The sequence below is a fragment of the Tepidimonas alkaliphilus genome (assembly GCF_007556595.1).
In the GTDB taxonomy this organism is placed as follows: Bacteria; Pseudomonadota; Gammaproteobacteria; order Burkholderiales; family Burkholderiaceae_C; genus Tepidimonas; species Tepidimonas alkaliphila.
This window is the reverse complement of sequence record NZ_VJNB01000017.1, coordinates 1-14,988: the sequence shown is the minus strand read 5'-3', so window position 1 is coordinate 14,988 and position 14,988 is coordinate 1. Positions and strand designations below refer to the sequence as shown.

Below are 14,988 nucleotides of genomic sequence, written 5' to 3'. Positions count from 1 at the left end.
GTGGTGGCCACGGCGGGGCGGGGGGAGGGGCTGCTCATGGCTGAGCTGCCAGGGTGCGTTTGACAGAACTGCCTTGGGGACGGGGTCACGCCGTCGCGTCGGCCCGAAACGCCTCCTTCAGAAACTCCACCCACGCCCGCACGCGCCGCGGCAGGTGGCGGGCGCTCGGGAAGACCGCGTAGACGCCGTTGGGCGGGGCGGCGTAGTCGTCCAGCACGCTGACGAGGCGTCCGGCGTCGAGGTCGGCCTGCACCTCCCAGGTGCTGCGCCAGGCCAGGCCGAGGCCCGCGAGGCACCATTCGTAGAGCACCTGGCCGTCGGTGCAGTCCAGCGGGCCGCGCGGGCGCACGTGCATCACGCGGCGGCGGCCATCCTCGCCCGGCACGGTGAACGCCCAGCCGCGCGTCTGCGACGCCTCCGACGACAGGATCAGGCAGTCGTGCTGCAGCAGCTCGTGTGGCGTGCGCGGCGTGCCGCGGCGGCGCAAATAGTCCGGCGCGGCCACGACGCGGCGGCGGTTGTCGGCCAGCCGCACGCTCACCAGCGACGAGTCCGGCAGGTCGCCGACGCGCACGGCACAGTCGTAGCCTTCGGCCACCAGGTCGACCAGCCGGTCGCTCAGGTTGAGCGACACCGTCACGTCCGGATGCAGCGCGCGGAAGCGCGGCACCAGCGGCGCGATGCGCCGCCGCCCGAAGCCGGCTGGCGCGGTGATGCGCAGGTGCCCCCGCACCGCGCGCCCGCCGGCACTGACGTTGGCTTCGGCCTGCGCCAGCTCGGCCAGCAGGCGCTGGCAGTCCTCCAGGAAGGCGCTGCCCTCGGGGGTCAGCGTCAGGCGACGCGTGGTGCGCACCAGCAGCTTGACGCCGAGGTGCTCTTCCAGCGCGTCGAGCCGCCGCCCGATGATGGCCGGCACCACGCCCTCGGCGCGGGCGGCGGCGGCCAGGCTGCCGCGCTGCGCCACGGCGACGAAGGTCTCCAGCGCCTTGAGCTTGTCCATCGCGGACGATTATGCAACTTTCGGTCACGGCTGAGGCGGTCTGCGCCGCCTCGATCGACGCCGTCATCGCTGCTAGAGTCATGGGCCATGCCGCAGGGTGGCGCGTGGCCGACCGAACGGACCTGTGCGCGCCGCCCGCCGATTCCCTTTGCCGGAGGTTGCTCCCCATGTCCACGACCCGCATCATCCGTGGCCGCTTGCAGGTGGCCGAAAACCTGTTCCGTTTTATTGAAGACCAGGTGCTGCCCGGCACCGGCATCACGAGCGAGCGCTTCTGGAGCGGCTTCGACGCCATCGTCGCCGACCTGGCGCCGAAGAACCGCGCGCTGCTCGCGGAGCGCGACCGTCTGCAGGCCGAGCTGGACAAGTGGCACGCCGCCAACCCCGGCCCGATCACCAACCCGGCCGCCTACCGCCAGTTCCTGGAGACGATCGGCTACCTGGTGCCGCCGCCCGGCGACGTGCGCGTGACGACCGCCAATGTGGATGCCGAAGTGGCAGTGCAGGCGGGCCCGCAGCTGGTGGTTCCGCTGCTCAACGCCCGCTACGCGCTCAACGCGGCCAACGCCCGCTGGGGCAGCCTCTACGACGCGCTCTACGGCACCGACGTCATCCCGGAGGACGATGGCTGCGCCAAGGGCCCCGGCTACAACGAGAAGCGCGGCGCCAAGGTCATCGCCTATGCGCGCCGCGTGCTGGACGAGGCCGCGCCGCTCGTGCAGGGCTCGCACGCCGACGCCACGGCCTACGCGGTGGTGGACGGCGCGCTGCGCGTGACGCTGCGCGGCGGCGCGGTGACGGGCCTGAAGGAGCCGGCGCAGTTCGTCGGCTACCAGGGCGAGGCGGCGGCGCCGTCGTCGGTGCTGCTGCGCCACCACGGCCTGCACCTGGACATCCGCATCGACCGCACGCATCCGATCGGTGCCAGCGACGCCGCCGGCGTCTGCGACGTGGTGCTGGAGGCGGCGCTGTCCACCATCCTGGACCTGGAGGATTCGGTCGCCGCGGTGGACGCCGAGGACAAGGTGCTGGGCTACCGCAACTGGCTCGGCATGATGCAGGGCTGGCTGACCGAAAGCTTCGACAAGGGCGGCCGGACGCTGACGCGCGGCCTGCATGGCGACCGCCGCTACACCGCGCCGGACGGCCGCGGCGAGGTGGTGCTGCCAGGCCGCTCGCTGCTGTTCATCCGCAACGTCGGCCACCTGATGACCAACCCGGCCATCCTCTACACCGACGCCGACGGCACGGTGCGCGAGATCCCGGAAGGCATCATGGATGCGGTCGTCACGACGACGATCGCGCTGCACGACCTGCAGGGCCACGGCCGCTTGCCCAGCGGCGAGCCGATCCGCAACAGCCGCGCCGGCTCGATCTACATCGTCAAGCCGAAGATGCACGGGCCGAAGGAGGTGGCGTTCGCCAACGAGCTGTTCGCCCGCGTGGAAAGCATGCTGGGGCTGCCCGACAGCACGGTCAAGCTCGGCATCATGGACGAGGAGCGCCGCACCAGCGTCAACCTCAAGGCCTGCATCGCCGCCGCGGCCAGCCGCGTGGCGTTCATCAACACCGGCTTCCTCGACCGCACGGGGGATGAGATCCACACCGCCATGCTGGCCGGGCCGATGATCCGCAAGAACGACATGAAGACCAGCGCCTGGATCCAGGCGTACGAGCGCAACAACGTGCTGGTGGGCCTGAAGTGCGGGCTGCGCGGCCGCGCCCAGATCGGCAAGGGCATGTGGGCGATGCCCGACATGATGCGCGCCATGCTGGAGCAGAAGATCGCGCACCCGAAGGCGGGCGCCAACACCGCCTGGGTGCCCAGCCCCACCGCCGCGACGCTGCACGCGCTGCACTACCACCAGGTGGACGTGGCCGCGGTCCAGCAGGAGCTGGAGAGAATCGACGCCGACGCCGAGCGCGACACGCTGCTCGCGGGCCTGCTGACGGTGCCGGTGGCGGCCAACCCGAACTGGAGCGAGGCCGACAAGCAGGCCGAGCTCGACAACAACATCCAGGGCATCCTCGGCTACGTGGTGCGCTGGGTCGATCAAGGGATCGGCTGCTCCAAGGTGCCCGACATCCACGACGTCGGCCTGATGGAAGACCGCGCCACGCTGCGCATCAGCAGCCAGCACGTGGCCAACTGGCTGCACCACGGCGTGGTGACCGAGGCGCAGGTGCGCGCCACCTTCGAGCGCATGGCGCGCAAGGTGGATCAGCAAAACGCCGGCGACCCCAACTACCGCCCGATGGCGCCGAACTTCGAGGCCAGCATGGCGTTCCAGGCGGCGCTGGACCTGGTGTTCAAGGGCAAGGAGCAGCCCAGCGGCTACACCGAGCCGCTGCTGCACGCCTGGCGGCAGAAGGTCAAGGCCGCCGCGGCGGCGCGCTGACAGCGCCGATCGGGCCGGCGCGGCGGTCGCGCCGCCCGCCGGCTGACCCCGCTCGCCCAGGGTGGACGCATGTCGACCGCCGAGCCGCTGCCCGACCCCACCCGCTGCCCGCTGTGCGGCGGCGACAACGCCTGCGCGATGGAGGCGCAGCGCCGCAGCGGCCAACCGCAGCCGCCGTGCTGGTGCACGCGGGTGACGTTTGCGCCCGAGCTGCTGGCGCGCGTGCCGCCGGCGGCGCGCGGCCAAGCCTGCCTCTGCCCGCGCTGCGCGGCCCAAGATGCGGATCGCCCAGCGTGCTAGCATGCACGCGTGCCGTGCGACCGCTGACTCATGGCTGAAACCGCTGCTTGCGCACCCGCTCCTGTCCGTGTGGCTCTGATCGACGCCAACGCCGCTGCGCGCGCGGTGGTGCAAGGGTTGCTGCAAGCCGAAGGCGCTGACGTGCTGGCGTTGAGCAGCGGTGAAGAGGCGTTGCAGGCGCTGGCCGGCTCATGGCGGGCGGATGTGGTGTTGGTTTCGCGCCACTTGCCCGACATGGGGGCGCTGGAGCTGCTGCGCCGGCTGCGCCTGTTGCCCGGCTGCGCGATGCTGCCGGTGGTGCTGATCACCGGCGACGACGACGAGCCGTTGCGCTTGAGCGCCCTGGAGGGCGGCTTTACCGAAGTGCTGGTGCGCGCGGCACCGGAGCAGCTGGCGCCGCACTTGCGTGCGTTGCTGCGCCGCCAGGCCGACCTGCAACGCGCGCGCATCCTGCTGGTGGAGGATTCCCCTGCCGTGGCGGCGGCCACCGCCGAGGTGTTGGCGCCGTTGGGCATGGAAGTCGAACATGCGCTGCAGGCGCACGAGGCGCTGGAGCGCCTGCAGCACCAGCCCTACGACCTGCTGATCGTGGACGTGGTGCTGCCCGGCGCGCTGACGGGTCTGGGGCTGCTGTCGGCCTTGCGCAGCCGGCGTGACGACTTGGCGGAGCTGCCGGTGCTGGCCTATTCCAGCTACGACGAGCGGGTGCGGCGCGTCGAAATGCTGCGGCGCGGCGCCAACGACTACCTGACCAAGCCGATCGACGCCGATGAGCTGCGCGCGCGGGTGACCAACCTCGTGCGGTACTGGCGTCTGCTGCAGCAGGTGCGCCGCCAGCATGCCCAACTGGCTCACCAGGCGGTCACCGATGCGCTCACCGGCGTTTACAACCGCCACCTGTTGGACGAGATGGGGCCGCGCTTGGTGCGGCGAGCCGGGCGCGGCGGCGAGCCGCTGACGGTGATGATGCTGGACTTGGATCACTTCAAGGACGTCAACGACCGCCATGGCCACGAGCGCGGCGACCAAGTGCTGCAAGCGCTGGCGCAGCGCCTGCGCGACCACGTCCGTGCGGACGACCTGCTGGTGCGGCATGGAGGCGAGGAATTCGCCCTGCTGATGCCGCGACTGGGGGCCGACGCTGCCTGGGCCCAAGCCGAGCGCTTGCGCCAGGCGGTGGCGCAGCAGCCGTTGGCAGGCTTGGCGCTGACCGCCAGCCTCGGGGTGTGCGTCTGGCAGCCGGAGGCGCCGCAGCCAGCATGCGCCGCCGAGCAGGCGGCTGAGGGGCTGCGCCACCTGTTGCGGCAGGCGGATCAGTGCCTCTACCAAGCCAAGCGCCAAGGGCGCAACCGCTGCGAGATGGTGGTGGTGACGGCCTGGCCGTGACGGCGAGTGACGTGCCCGCGCAGCCAGGTGCTGCCGTCGCGTCACAATATCGGTTCTATGAACGGATCCTGCCCCTCCAGCGGCCACCCGGCCCCGTACCCGCTGTCGCGGCCGCGCCGCCTGCGCCGCGACGTCTTCACGCGCAACCTCGTGCGCGAGCACCATCTGACGGTGCACGACCTGATCTACCCGGTGTTCGTGCTCGACGGCCGTGGCCGGCGCGAGCCGGTGGCCTCGATGCCGGGCGTGGAGCGCCTGAGCCTGGACCAGCTGCTGCCGCTGGCGCGCGAATGCGCCGACCTCGGCATCCCGGTGCTGGCGCTGTTTCCGGTCATCGACCCGGCGCTCAAGACCCCCGACGGCCGCGAGGCGTGGAACCCTGACGGGCTGATCCCGCGCGTGGTGGCCGAGCTCAAGGCCAAGGTGCCCGATCTGGGCGTCATGACCGACGTGGCGCTGGATCCCTACACCAGCCACGGCCAGGACGGGCTGCTGGACGAGACCGGCTACATCGTCAACGATGCCACCGTGGAGGTGCTGGTCAAGCAGGCGCTGGTGCAGGCCGCCGCGGGGGTGGACATCGTCGCGCCCAGCGACATGATGGACGGCCGCATCGGCGCCATCCGCCAGGCGCTAGAGGCGCGCGGCCACGTGCACACGCGCATCATGGCCTACAGCGCCAAGTACGCCAGCAGCTTCTACGGGCCGTTTCGCGACGCGGTCGGCAGCGCGGCCAACCTCGGCAAGGCCGACAAAAAGGTTTATCAGATGGATCCGGCCAACTCCGACGAGGCGCTGCGCGAGGTGGCGCTGGACCTGGCCGAGGGCGCCGACATGGTGATGGTCAAGCCCGGCATGCCGTACCTGGACGTGGTGCGCCGCGTCAAGGACGAGTTCAAGGTGCCGACCTTTGCCTACCAGGTCAGCGGCGAGTATGCGATGCTGAAGGCCGCCGCCGCCAACGGCTGGCTGGACCACGACGCGGTGATGATGGAAAGCCTGCTGGCGTTCAAGCGCGCCGGCGCCGACGGCGTGCTGACCTATTTTGCGCTGGAGGCGGCGCGCAAGCTGGCGGCGCAGGGCTGACGGCGGGGCGCGCGATGCGGCATCTGCTTCCCCGGGAGGCGTGGGCCTGGCTGCAGGCTCAGCGCGGGCTGCCGCCGGACGAGCAGCCGCTGTTCGTTGATGTGCGCATGGAGATCGAGTCGCTCTACGTCGGTCGCCCGCCGGGCGTGGTCAACATCCCGTGGTACGAGTACCCGGACCTGACGCCGGATCCGCAGGGCTTCGCGCGCAAGGTGCTGCAGGAGGCCGGCCGGCTGGACCGCCCGGTGCTGCTGATCTGTCGCAGCGGCAAGCGCACGCTGGATGCCGGCGCGGCGCTGGAGGCCGCGGGCTTCACCGACGTGGCGCACGTGGTGCACGGCTTCGAGGGGGAGCTGGACGAGCACTTCCACCGCTCCAGCCGCAACGGCTGGCGCTTCGAGGGCCTGCCCTGGGAACAGATGTGACGCTGACGCCCGCGCAGGCGCTCGCCGAAGGCCGGCGCGTGCTGGCCGAGGTGTTCGGCTACGCGGACTTCCGCGGCCAGCAGGCCGACATCGTCGCGCACGTGGCCGCCGGCGGCGACGCGCTGGTGCTGATGCCCACCGGCGGCGGCAAGTCGCTGTGCTACCAGATCCCGGCCATCGTGCGCCAGCGCGCGGGGCTGGGGGTGACGGTGGTGGTCTCGCCGCTGATCGCGCTGATGCACGACCAGGTCGGCGCGCTGCGCGAAGCCGGGGTCGAGGCGGCCTTTCTCAACTCCACCCTCGCGCCCGAGGAGGCCGCGGCGGTGGAGCAGCGGCTGATGCGCGGGGAGCTCGCGCTGCTGTACGCGGCGCCGGAGCGCATCGTCACGCCGCGCTTTCTGGCGCGGCTGCAGGCGCTGCATGCGGCCGGGCGGCTGGCGCTGCTGGCCATCGACGAGGCGCACTGCGTCAGCCAGTGGGGGCACGACTTTCGCCCCGAGTACCGGGAGCTGGCGGTGCTGGCCGAGCGCTGCCCGGGCGTGCCGCGCATCGCGCTGACCGCCACCGCCGACGCGTTGACGCGCGCCGACATCGTCGCGCATCTGCGGCTGGAGGGCGCGCGCACGTTTGTGGCGAGCTTCGACCGCCCCAACATCCGCTACACCATCGTCGAGAAGGACCACGCGCTGCGCCAGCTGCTGCGCTTCGTGGCCGACGAGCACACGCTGCCGGACGGGCGGCACGAGGCCGGCATCGTCTATTGCGCCTCGCGCCGCAAGGTGGAGGAGGTGGCCGCGCGGCTGCAGGCCGCCGGGCTGCGCGCGCTGCCCTACCACGCCGGGCTGGACGCCGCCACGCGCCAGCGCCACCAGGACCGCTTCCTGCGCGAGGAAGGGCTCGTGATGGTGGCCACAGTCGCCTTCGGGATGGGCATCGACAAGCCCGACGTGCGCTTCGTGGCGCATCTGGATCTACCGAAAAACATCGAAAGCTACATGCAAGAAACCGGCCGCGCTGGCCGCGACGGCGAGCCGGCCAACGCCTGGATGGCCTACGGGCTGCAGGACGTGGTGCAGCAGCGCCGCCTGATCGACGACAGCGGCGCCGACGAGGCGTTCAAGCGCGTGCTGCGCGCCAAGCTGGAGGCGTTGCTGGCGCTGGCGGAATCCACCGGCTGCCGCCGCCAGCAGCTGCTGGCCTACTTCGGCGAGGCCAGCCCCCCGTGCGGCAACTGCGACAACTGCCTGCAGCCGCCGCAGACCTGGGACGCCACCGAGGCGGCGAGGAAGCTGCTGTCGTGCATCTACCGCCTGCAGCAAAGCGGCGCGGCCTTCGGCGCCGGGCACGTGATCGACGTGCTGCGCGGCCAGGCCACCGACAAGGTGCGCGCGCACGGCCACGAGCGGCTGTCCACCTGGGCCATCGGGCGCGAACTCGACGAGGCAACCTGGCGGCGCGTGCTGCGGCAACTCGTGGCGCGCGGCGCGGTGCAGGTGGCCGGGGAGTTCCACACGCTGCACCTGACGCCGGCGGCGCGGCCGATCCTGCGCGGCGAGCAGCCGCTGCACCTGCGCGTGGCCGCCGAGGGCCGCCGCGCCGAGCGGGCGCCGCGGCAGGCGCGCGCGCTGGCCAGCGAGGCCCGCCTGCCGCTGCGCGAGCGCGAGGTGCTGGCGGCGCTGAAGCGCTGGCGCGCCGAGGTGGCGCGCGCGCACGACCTGCCGGCCTACGTGATCTTCCACGACGCCACGCTCGTGGCGCTGGCGCAGCGCCTGCCGCAGTGCGACGACGACCTGGCCGGCATCCCGGGCCTGGGCGAGAAGAAGCGCGCCGCCTACGGCGCCGAGGTGCTGCGCGTCGTCGCGCAGGCGCTGCAGGCCGCCGGGCCCGCGGCGCCGCAGCCGCTCGTGGCGCGGGTCTGACGGGGCGCGGGGGCGCCTTCAGCCGCGGCCGCGCAGCCCGGCGCAGTGATCGACCGGCGGGATGCCGGGCGTCAGCCACAGCGCGTCGAACGCCGGGTCCGGCTCAGCGCGCGCGGCGTCGGTGGCGCGCAGCTCGACGCTGAGGCAGGCGCGCGCGGCTTGCGCGCCGGCGCGGCGCGCCAGGTGGTGCGGCACGCCGCGGTCGCGCCGGGCATGCTGTGCGCCGGTCACCAGCAGCACCGTGCGCCCCGGGCTGCGCCGCTCCAGCAGCGTCGTGGCCATCGCGTCGTCGCGCGCCAGCTGGATGCGCGCCATCGCTGGCAGCTGCGCCGCCGGCAGCAGCCCGCAGTGGCCCTCATCCAGCGCGCGCAGCAGCGCGGCGCGCTGCTCGGCGTCGGTCAGCGTCTCGTCCCAGGCGGCGTCGCGCATCACTTCGCCGTGCCGGCGCCGCGGCAGGTTGCCGCCGGCCACCGGCACGCCGGCGCGCACCGCCGCCATCACCACCGGGCCGTAGCGCCGCCACGGCCAGCCGGCCTCGTGCCAGGCCAGCGCCGCGCGCACCGCGGCCTCGTCGGCGTCGGGAGCCAGCCCCGCGGTGTCGCGGCCGCGCTCGGCCATCTCCAGCACCAGCGCGGCCAGCCGCCCCTGCCGCGCCAGCGCCTGCACCGCGGCGGCCTGCAGCCACTGGTGGGCGTCGGCGTCGTGCTGCTCGCCCAGCAGCAGCCAGTCGGCCGCGCCCGGCAGCGCCGCCAGCCGCGCGCGCACCCAGGCCAGCCGCGCCGGCTCGTCGGCCACCACGGCACGCGCGTCGCCGATGGGCTGCCAGGCATCCTCTTGCAGGGGCGATGCGGCTTCCAGCGGCCAGGATTGCCCTACGATCAGGCAGGCGGCCAAGCCCCATTGCAGGCTGCGGCGGCGTGTGGGTTGCGGATACACCCGACCATTATCGGCGCAACGCCGCTAAGATGAGGGTGGAAGGTTTGGTCTTCACTCACGGTTGTTATTGAAAGGAGAAACCCGCCATGGGGAAAAAAGCAGCCACCAGCGCCAAGACGCGAATCCAACCCAGCCCTGCCGTGGACATCGGCATCCCGCCGCAGCAACGCGCCGCCATCGCGCTGGGGCTGGAGCGGCTGCTGGCCGACACCTTCACGCTGTACCTGACGACGCACAACTTCCACTGGAACGTCACCGGGCCGATGTTCAACAGCCTGCACGACATGTTCATGCAGCAATACACCGAGCTGTGGAACGCCATCGACCCGATTGCCGAGCGCATCCGCGCCTTGGGCCACGTGGCGCCGGCGTCTTACGCGGTGTATGCGCGCCTGAGCTCGCTGCCGGATGCGCCGGCGCAGCCGCCGCAAGCCATGGAGATGGTGCGCATCTTGGCCGCAGGCCATGAGGGGGTGGCGCGCACGGCGCGCGGTCTGTTCCCGCTGGTGGAGGAGGCGCATGACGAGCCGACTGCCGATCTGCTGACGCAGCGGTTGTCGGTGCACGAGCAAACCGCCTGGATGCTGCGCAGCATCTTGGAAGGCTGATTCCCCTTGCTGCGGGCGCTGGCCGGGATCGCCCCAGCGCGCGCGCCCAAGGCGCTCAGTGCACCACCACCGGCGTCTGCGCCAAAGAGGCGTAGCGCTCCAGCGTTTCTTCGACTTCTTCTTGGGTCGGGTGTTCGCGTTGCCAGGCTTCGATCTGGCGCTGGAACAGCTCGGCCCAGGAGCCGTCCAGGTAAACCTCTTTACCGCTGCGTTTGTCCACGATTTCAAAGCCGTGGCGCGGCAGCACCGGCCCCTGCGTTTCGCCACTGGCAGCGCTGGCCACCTCCTGCGCGTTGGCCAGGATGTGGACCACCGCAAAGCTGTCGGAGTTGTAGAGCATCTGCATGGCGTCTCGATCCTCGCATCGGTGACCGCACGCACGCCAGGCTGTTGCGCCCGTGGCCACGCCGGTCCTCTTACAGGACGAGAAGATCGGGTGTTGACCCCAAACTTTCAAGAGCGGGGCTCGATCTTAACGTCCCTTACACTTTGATCGATCACCGTGCCGTTGGGTTCGCGCAGACGCACGCGCACCGGCAGCGGCCCCGCCAGCTCGGGGGCATACCAGAGGGTCAGCTCGGGGTCGCCGGAGTCCAGCCGTTGCAGCCGCCAGGCCGGCGTCGGCCCCGACGGCAAAGGCAGCGTTTCGCGCTGCACGGCTTCGAACGTCCACATCGAGGCGGCGTTGAACCCCGCCACCGACACGCTCCAGCGCTGTCCGGAGGTCACCTCCGTGCGCAGCAACTGCAAGCCCAGGTGCGCGAAGAGGCTGAGGCGATCTTGCGTCAGCGGCGGCAGCGCAAAGGCGGCGCCGTCCTCAGAGCGCACAGCGCGGCCATGCCCGTTCTCATGCCATTCCATCGTCAGTTGACGCTCGCGCCGCCCGCGATCCACAAACGCCAGCGGACGCAAACCCCGCGGGCCCATCTGCCCCTGGCTGGTCTGGCTGCGCTGCAACCACAGCGCGCGCACGCTGAGCTCCAGCTCGTAAAGGTCAGCCTCGGCGCGCCACCGCAGCGAGGCGCGCGCCTGATGGCTTAAGCCGCGGCTTTGGGCCTCCACCTCATAGTGCAAGGTCGCGGAAGCGGGCCATGGGGGTGCATGCGGTTCGGGGGGCGCTTCGATGGGCGCGGTCGGCTCGGGGTCAGCAGGCGCTGAGGGGGGGTGCGCTGCAAACGCCGCCGACGACAGCGGTTCGATGGCGTTGTCAGGCGGGCTGGCCGCGCGGGGCGCTCCAGCAGCGGGATCGGGCTCGACCGGGTTCATCGCCGGCACGGTGTGCGGGGTGGCGTCTTCAGCCTCAAGCGAAACGGGCGGGCGCTGCTCCCCACCCGTGGCCGCCTTGGCTGTCGAGAAAGTGGGCGACAGTGGCCAAGGCGGCGTTGACGGCGCTGCCGGCGTCGGCGGGGGCGCGGCGATGGCCCACACGGGCAGCGCTGCCATGGGGGCGGGATCAGGCGCGGGCTGACCGGTCAGCAGGCCCGGAGCCAACAGCGCCGCGTGCGCGGCCAACACCCCCGCCGTGACGACGGCAAGCCTTTGCCAACGCTGGTTGAAAACCGAGGCCACAGCAGGTAGGGTTCAAAGCCGGTCGCCGATGGCGCGGTCGCGGCCTATTCAACGTTCAACAATCATGCACGCCATGCTGAGATGGATTGTGCGCCGGATCGAGGCGCCGCACCAAGCGACTGCCCCGGGTGACCAGCACGACAACGGGGTGGATCGGTCCTGACGCAACCGATCCAGCTGTGGCATGCTTACGCATGCCGAATCCTTTTGCCCAAGCGATGAACCCGCAGGCCGCCATGAACGGGATCGATCCACGTGCGTGGGCCCAAACCTGGGCTGCATGCGTGGCCGGCTTGCCTTTCACGACTGCAGCCTCGGCTGAAGGCTCCGCCCCTGGGGGGGCAGCCCCTGCGACGTTCCCCTCGCCTTGGGCGCCGTGGTTGACGCCGCTTTGGGATCCTGAAGAGCTGGATCGCCGCATCCGCGAGCTGCAAGCGGTGCACCTTTGGCTGGATCAGCAAGCGCGCGCCTTGCAGGCGCTGATTCAGGCGCTGCAGGTGCAGCGCATGACGCTGGCGGCGCTGCGATCGATGCCGGCCAGCGCGGCGGCGCGCGCGGTGGGCGAGACCAGCGCAGACTCAGCGGCAGCGCCCGCCAACCCCCAAGCTGCGCCGCCGGCTCAGCCGGATCCGTTGCCGTGGTGGCAGGCGTTGTCGCAGCAATTTCAGGCGCTGGCGGCGCAGACGCTGGCCGACTGGGGCAGCGGATCGGCGCCAGCTGCCGCCGGGGCGAACCCCATGCCCGCTGCCGCGCCGTCGCCGCCCCCTTCCACGCCGGCGGCGCGGTCGCGGCGCGCCGGCGGGGCGGCGCGGAAAGCCGGGCCATGAGGCGGTTTGTCTGGGCGCACGCCGGCCACGACGCCTGGGCCACGGCGCTGGAGCATGTGCTGGCGCAGCTGCGCGCTCAAATGGCCATGCAACCGGCCCATCGCTGGCCTTTGGGGTGGGTTTATTTGACCGATCATCACGCCGGGCACGCGGCTGAGCTGCTGCGGCGCTTAAGCGCCGCGCTGCCGCAGGTGACGGACTGGGTCGGTGGCGTGGCGCTGGCCATCGGCGCCGGCGACACCGAATATTTCGACGCCCCGGGGCTGGCGGACCTGGAGCCGTCGCGCTACCGCGTCTTCAACGGCGTGGCGCCGCTGCCTGCGGCGCGCGGACCCGACGGTTTTGTTGCGCAGACGGCGTTGGTGCACGCCGACCCCTCCACGCCGGAGCTGCCGGAGCTGATTCAAGAGCTGGCCGAGCGCACGCTCGGGCACTACGTGTTCGGCGGGCTGGTGGCCAGCCGCGCCGGCTCGCTGCAGATCGCGCACGCCCGCCGCGCCGGTCAGGTGGGGCAGGCTCCGTCCGTCGAGCTGCTTGAAGGCGGCTTAAGCGGGGTGGCGTTCGCCCCGGATGTGGGCATCGTCGCCCGCGTCACGCAAGGGGTGCGGGCGGTGACGCCGTTGCGCCGCGTCACCGCTGCGCAGGGCCATCGGGTGGACGCGCTGGACGGCCGACCGGCGCTGGACGTGGTGCTGGAGGATCTGGGCCTGCCGCCGCACGACCTCGGCGCGATCGTGGCGCGGCTGCGCGGCCTGCTGGTCGGCTGGGTGGCACCAGCCCCGCAGCGCCCGCAGGCCACGGCGGCAACGCCCGGGCGCGTGCCGTTGCGGCTGGGCGAGGACGTGCTGGTGCGCCATCTGGTGGGGCTGGATCCGGCGCAGCGCGCCGTCGTCGTGGCCGAGCCGCTGCCGGTGGGCGCGGGCTGGACGCTGTGCGAGCGCCACGTGCAGGCCGCGCGCGCCGACCTGTTGCGCATCGGCGCGGAGATCCGCGAGGCGCTGGCTGGCGAAGGCGAAGAGCCTGCCGATCCTGTCGGTCGCATCGCCGGGGCGATTTACGTGAGCTGCAACGGCCGCGGCGGGCCGCACTTTGGGGCTGCGAACGCCGAGTGGCAGCTGCTGCGCCAGGCTCTGGGGGATGTGCCGGCGATCGGATTTTTTGCGGCGGGCGAGATCGCGCACCACCGACTGTATGGCTACACCGGCGTGCTGACGGTGTTCGTCGCCGACGAGGACGGATCCGGTTGAAAGGACGCCCGCCGGGCCCCATCTGAACGCTCAGGCACGCGAAACGGCAGGAAAGGATCGCGGTGGAATTCAAAGATTATTACGCGGTGCTGGGCGTGGCGCGCGACGCCAGCGCCGACGACATCAAAAAAGCGTACCGCAAGCTGGCGCGCAAGTATCACCCGGACGTCAGCAAGGAGGCAGACGCCGCGCAGCGCATGAGCGAGGTCAACGAAGCCTACGCGGTGCTGTCCGATCCCGACAAGCGCGCGGCCTACGACCGGCTGGCGCAGCGCTACCAAGCCGGCCAGGCGTTCACGCCGCCGCCGGACTGGGACGCCGGCTTCGAGTTCCACGGCGCGCCGGAAGGGATGGACGCGGCCGAGTTCAGCGATTTTTTTAGCGAGCTGTTTGGCCGCATGGCCGGCGCGCGCGCCGCCGCGCGCGGCCAGCGCCGCGGGGCCGCATGGCGCGGCGAGGATCACCACGCCAAGGTGGCGCTGGAGCTGGAGGACGCCTGGCGCGGCGGCACGAAGACGCTGTCGCTGCAGGTGCCGCAGCTCGACGAGCACGGACGCCTGACGTTGCGCACCCGCACGCTGGAGGTCAAGATTCCGGCCGGCGTGCGCGCCGGGCAGATGATCCGGCTGGCCGGCCAGGGCGGCCCCGGCGAGCCGCCGGGCGACCTTTACTTGGAGGTGGTGATCCGTCCGCACCCGCGCTACCGGCTGGAGGGCAAGACGCTGATCGCCGAGCTGCCGCTGGCGCCGTGGGAAGCGGCGCTGGGCGCGGTGGTGCCGGTGGCGCTGCCGGATGGCAGCGCGTTGAAGGTGCGCGTGCCAGCCGGCAGCCAAAGCGGGCAGACGCTGACGGTGCGCGGCAAGGGCTTGCCGGCGCGCGAGCCGGGTGACCTGGAGCTGCAGCTGCGCGTCATCCTGCCCAGCGCCTACGATCCGCGCGCCAAGGCGCTGTATGAGCGCATGGCCGCCGAACTGACCGACTTCGACGCGCGCAAGGTGGCCGCCGCTGAAGCTGAAAGGAGCCGCTGATGGAGCTGGACGTGGTGCGGGTGGAAGTCACCCTGGAGACCCCGGGGCTGGATGCGGCGGCGCTGTGCCGCGTCGCCGGCGTGGCGCCGCAGTGGTGGCAGCGGGCGCTGCAGGAGGGGCGCGTGGCCGCTCCCGCCGGCGAGGGCTTCGACGCCGCGGCGCTGCGGCGCGTGCGGCGGCTGGCGTGGCTGCAGCGCCACTTCGACGCCGACCCGGAGCTGGCCGCGCTGGTGGTCGATCTGGAGGAGGAGATCGAGC

The 14,988-nt window shown here is 72.0% G+C and carries 15 protein-coding genes; 11 read left to right on the top strand and 4 right to left on the bottom strand.

From position 1 onward, the window contains the following. Positions 1–85: 85 nt before the first annotated feature. Positions 86–1,000, bottom strand: coding sequence for a LysR family transcriptional regulator (locus Talka_RS11475; protein ID WP_143891458.1), 915 nt, complete (start codon positions 998–1,000; stop codon positions 86–88). Positions 1,001–1,167: 167 nt separating this feature from the next. On the opposite strand from Talka_RS11475, the gene Talka_RS11470 reads away from it, so the two are divergent. The 6 genes from Talka_RS11470 to recQ all read left to right on the top strand — a co-directional run bounded on the left by Talka_RS11470 (position 1,168) and on the right by recQ (position 8,515). Continuing rightward, on the top strand, positions 1,168–3,399 hold the full coding sequence (locus Talka_RS11470) for a malate synthase G (protein ID WP_143891457.1): 2,232 nt from the start codon (positions 1,168–1,170) through the stop codon (positions 3,397–3,399). Between the two features lie 69 nt (positions 3,400–3,468). Continuing rightward, a complete protein-coding gene (locus Talka_RS11465) occupies positions 3,469–3,699 on the top strand; it encodes a cysteine-rich CWC family protein (protein ID WP_143891456.1) in 231 nt (76 codons plus the stop codon). 69 nt (positions 3,700–3,768) lie between these two features. After that, positions 3,769–5,085, top strand: a complete 1,317-nt coding sequence (locus Talka_RS11460; protein ID WP_185970148.1) for a diguanylate cyclase — start codon at positions 3,769–3,771, stop codon at positions 5,083–5,085. A gap of 57 nt (positions 5,086–5,142) precedes the next feature. Next, positions 5,143–6,171, top strand: a complete 1,029-nt coding sequence (hemB, locus tag Talka_RS11455) for a porphobilinogen synthase (RefSeq protein WP_143891454.1) — start codon at positions 5,143–5,145, stop codon at positions 6,169–6,171. A gap of 14 nt (positions 6,172–6,185) precedes the next feature. Then, positions 6,186–6,596: a rhodanese-like domain-containing protein gene (locus Talka_RS11450; RefSeq protein ID WP_143891453.1), complete on the top strand. Its 411-nt coding sequence runs from the start codon at positions 6,186–6,188 to the stop codon at positions 6,594–6,596. After that, positions 6,593–8,515: a DNA helicase RecQ gene (recQ, locus tag Talka_RS11445; RefSeq protein ID WP_246100679.1), complete on the top strand. Its 1,923-nt coding sequence runs from the start codon at positions 6,593–6,595 to the stop codon at positions 8,513–8,515. Before Talka_RS11450 ends, recQ begins: the two co-directional genes overlap by 4 nt. Before the next feature lie 18 nt (positions 8,516–8,533). On the opposite strand, the gene Talka_RS11440 is transcribed toward recQ, so the two are convergent. Then, positions 8,534–9,451, bottom strand: coding sequence for a ChaN family lipoprotein (locus Talka_RS11440; protein WP_246100678.1), 918 nt, complete (start codon positions 9,449–9,451; stop codon positions 8,534–8,536). 86 nt (positions 9,452–9,537) lie between these two features. Between Talka_RS11440 and Talka_RS11435 the strand changes: the two genes are divergently transcribed. Continuing rightward, positions 9,538–10,059 (top strand): Dps family protein, encoded by a 522-nt coding sequence (locus tag Talka_RS11435; protein WP_143891452.1) that lies wholly within the window; start codon positions 9,538–9,540, stop codon positions 10,057–10,059. Positions 10,060–10,114: 55 nt separating this feature from the next. Here Talka_RS11435 and Talka_RS11430 read toward each other — a convergent pair whose 3' ends face one another. Together Talka_RS11430 and Talka_RS11425 are read right to left on the bottom strand one after the other, a co-directional pair. Then, a complete protein-coding gene (locus Talka_RS11430; protein ID WP_143891451.1) occupies positions 10,115–10,405 on the bottom strand; it encodes a BTH_I0359 family protein in 291 nt (96 codons plus the stop codon). A gap of 107 nt (positions 10,406–10,512) precedes the next feature. After that, entirely contained in the window at positions 10,513–11,502 is a 990-nt protein-coding gene (locus Talka_RS11425) for a DUF3108 domain-containing protein (protein WP_143891450.1), read from the bottom strand. Positions 11,503–12,008: 506 nt separating this feature from the next. On the opposite strand from Talka_RS11425, the gene Talka_RS11420 reads away from it, so the two are divergent. From Talka_RS11420 to Talka_RS11405, 4 genes are all read left to right on the top strand, one after another. Beyond that, complete coding sequence (locus Talka_RS11420) at positions 12,009–12,455, top strand: PhaM family polyhydroxyalkanoate granule multifunctional regulatory protein (RefSeq protein WP_143891449.1); 447 nt, start codon at positions 12,009–12,011, stop codon at positions 12,453–12,455. After that, positions 12,452–13,702, top strand: a complete 1,251-nt coding sequence (locus Talka_RS11415) for an FIST signal transduction protein (protein WP_143891448.1) — start codon at positions 12,452–12,454, stop codon at positions 13,700–13,702. Before Talka_RS11420 ends, Talka_RS11415 begins: the two co-directional genes overlap by 4 nt. Before the next feature lie 62 nt (positions 13,703–13,764). Then, entirely contained in the window at positions 13,765–14,730 is a 966-nt protein-coding gene (locus Talka_RS11410) for a DnaJ C-terminal domain-containing protein (RefSeq protein WP_143891447.1), read from the top strand. After that, the coding region (locus tag Talka_RS11405; RefSeq protein WP_143891446.1) for a chaperone modulator CbpM at positions 14,730–14,988 on the top strand (259 nt) is incomplete at its 3' end. The genes Talka_RS11410 and Talka_RS11405, both read left to right, overlap by 1 nt.